This window comes from Mesorhizobium sp. M0189 (genome assembly GCF_040322135.1).
In the GTDB taxonomy this organism is placed as follows: Bacteria; Pseudomonadota; Alphaproteobacteria; order Rhizobiales; family Rhizobiaceae; genus Mesorhizobium.
This window is the reverse complement of the sequence record NZ_JAMYSW010000053.1, coordinates 1-2,652: the sequence shown is the minus strand read 5'-3', so window position 1 is coordinate 2,652 and position 2,652 is coordinate 1. Positions and strand designations below refer to the sequence as shown.

Annotated in this window: 2 protein-coding genes; both read left to right on the top strand. The window is 63.1% G+C overall.

The annotated features are described in order from the left end of the window. Positions 1-363: 363 nt before the first annotated feature. Positions 364-561, top strand: a complete 198-nt coding sequence (locus tag NKJ09_RS32395; protein WP_023722661.1) for a hypothetical protein — start codon at positions 364-366, stop codon at positions 559-561. Continuing rightward, positions 551-2,623 (top strand): recombinase family protein, encoded by a 2,073-nt coding sequence (locus NKJ09_RS32390; RefSeq protein ID WP_352764774.1) that lies wholly within the window; start codon positions 551-553, stop codon positions 2,621-2,623. Before NKJ09_RS32395 ends, NKJ09_RS32390 begins: the two co-directional genes overlap by 11 nt. Positions 2,624-2,652: the final 29 nt, after the last annotated feature.

Sequence of the window (2,652 nt, the reverse complement as noted above, 5' to 3'; positions counted from 1 at the left end):
GTTGTACAACACGACGAGAGAACGCCCACGGGACCGAGGAACGCAAGTTTCTTTATCCATGGCATCCCTGGGCCGGGCGTTGTGTTCACGTTCATGAGGTGATCGAGAAGGCTGACCGGGAGGTTTTCCGCTGCAGTCTCTCTGGCCACGCCTCCGATCGGTGGCTGGAGGTTCCGGCCTGGATGTTTGATCGCGCGGTCTGCACCGCGTGGCGCATTGCCGCTGCCCCACATGTCGATCCCAGAACGCTTGGCGTCTTGGTGACACTGCTGCAGGACGCGACGGCCAATTCCCACACCCCATCGCAATTGGAGGTTTCGGGCGCAGCATCGGATCCTCACGACGCGAATCGGGGAGAGGTCCATGCCGCGCCAGCCCACGACATATCAGTTCGATCTGTTCTCCAACCCGCACGATGCGGAGACCGCGCAGATGCCACCATGGCAGGCGCTGCCGGAAGAGACGCGCCTGACGCTGACAAAGCTGATGGTGCGCCTGATCCTCGACCACGTCGACGGCGAGCGCGCCGTTCCACGGGAGGAGGCACGCCATGATGCATGAGAAGATCCGGCCCCACCATCTGGAGCGAAAGGCGATCCTTTATGTGCGGCAGTCCTCGGCCCATCAGGTTCTGCACAATCGTGAGAGCAGCGCCCTGCAGTATGCGATGCGCGATCGCCTGGTCGCGCTCGGCTGGTCTTGCATCGAGACGGTCGATGACGATCTCGGCCGCTCTGCTGCTGGCGGTGTCGCGCGAGCGGGCTTCGATCGGATGGTCGCAGCAGTCTGTCTCGGCAAGGTTGGGGCGGTTGCGGCGCGGGAGGTATCGCGCTTCGCCCGCAACAGCCGCGACTGGCAGCAGCTCATCGAGATGTGCCGCGTCGTCGATACCGTGCTGATCGACCAGGAGACGGTCTACGCACCGCGCCAGGGCAATGACCGGCTGCTGCTGGGATTGAAGGGCAGTCTCAACGAGTATGAGCTCGATCTTCTGCGTCAGCGCTCCTTGTCGGCCCGCTATGAGAAGGCCCGGCGCGGTGAACTCGTCGTCGCTTCCCCGGTCGGCTTCGTGAAGGTCGGCGACCGGCTGGAGAAGGATCCCGACCGTCGCATGCAGGAGGCCATCACCCTTGTGTTTGACAAGGTGGCGGAACTCGGCAGTGCCCGCCAGGCCCTGCTCTGGTTCCTCGAACATGGGCTGGATTTGCCTGCCAAGCGCAACAATGGCGATGTGGTCTGGCGCAGGCCAAGCTATGCGACCATCCACCGAATGATCGAGAACCCGATCTACGGCGGCGCCTATGCCTATGGTAAGACTCGTGCTGCGTCGGGATATGATGCAACAGCCATTCGTTCGCGCAGCCGCCGTAAGGCGCGTGATGAATGGCTGGCGCTGATCCCGGGTGCACACGAAGGCTACGTCAGCTGGGAAAGGGCGGAAGCGATCCGCAAGATGGTGAGCGACAACGTGCCCACGAGCCGGCATCACGGGGCGCCCAAGCATGGCGACGCTCTGCTCGCCGGCCTTGTCCGCTGCCGGCGCTGCGGCCGCAAGCTGACGGTCCGCTACACGGGAACCAAGCACAACATTCCGCGCTATTCCTGCTGGCGTGGTCTGCTTGACAATGGCGAGCCGCGTTGCATCGCCTTCGGTGGACTACGCGTCGACGACGCCATCGAGGAAGCTCTTCTGCGGGTTGTCGAGCCGGCAGCGATAGCCGCGGCCGTCGAGGCCGAAGCGCAAGCGGCCAGTCGCCGCGATCAGGTCCGCGATGCTCTGATGCGCGATCGCGAGGCGGCACGCTACAACGCCGATCGGGCGTTCCGGCAATACGACGCCATCGATCCGCAGAACCGGCTGGTCGCGGCGGAACTGGAGTTGCGATGGAACCGGGCGCTTACGCGTGTCGGCGAGATCGAGAGCAGGATTGGCGCGCATGATGCCTCGACATCGGAGCCATCACTTCTGTCGCCAATACACGTCACCGCGCTCGCCGCCGATCTCAAGGCTGTATGGGCGGCGCCGACGACGGATGCAAGGCTCAAGAAGCGCATCGTTCGCACCGTCATCCGGGAGGTGGTCGCCGATATCGATGACGAAGCGTCAGAGATCGTTCTTCTGATCCATTGGGTTGGCGGCGTCCATACTGAACTGCGCCTGCCGAAGCGGCGCCGTGGACAGCGCAACAGCACGTCCGGCGATATCATCGCGGCCGTCCGCCAACTGGTGCTCATCGCCAATGATGATCTGATTGCTGGCATCCTCAACCGCAATGGACTGGTGACCGGCCACGGCAATCGATGGACACGCGAACGGGTCACCGCGCACAGGTCGCATCATAAGATCCCTGTCTTCCGGCCAGCGGCGGACGGCAAAGAGCCATGGCTTAACCTGAACAAGGCGGCGCGCCTTCTCGGCGTTGCACCGAAGACCCTCAGGCTCGCCGCCGAGGCGGGCGAGATCGAAGGCGTTCATCCTCTGCCGGATGGTCCATGGGTCTTCAGCCGATCAACGCTTGGCGAACCTGCGGCACAGCGCATCGTTCATCGCGCGCGGCAAAACCCAAAATACCCCACGGGATCGCATCCAGATCAGCAAAACCTATTCACTTCAACGACATAGACAGATGGGTGTTATGAAACAGGATTGTA

What these genes read in the sequence shown, in the direction of transcription:
- NKJ09_RS32395 (WP_023722661.1), top strand. Translation starts at nt 364, where the DNA reads ATGCCGCGCCAGCCCACGACATATCAGTTCGATCTGTTCTCCAACCCG.
- NKJ09_RS32390 (WP_352764774.1), top strand. Translation starts at nt 551, where the DNA reads ATGATGCATGAGAAGATCCGGCCCCACCATCTGGAGCGAAAGGCGATC.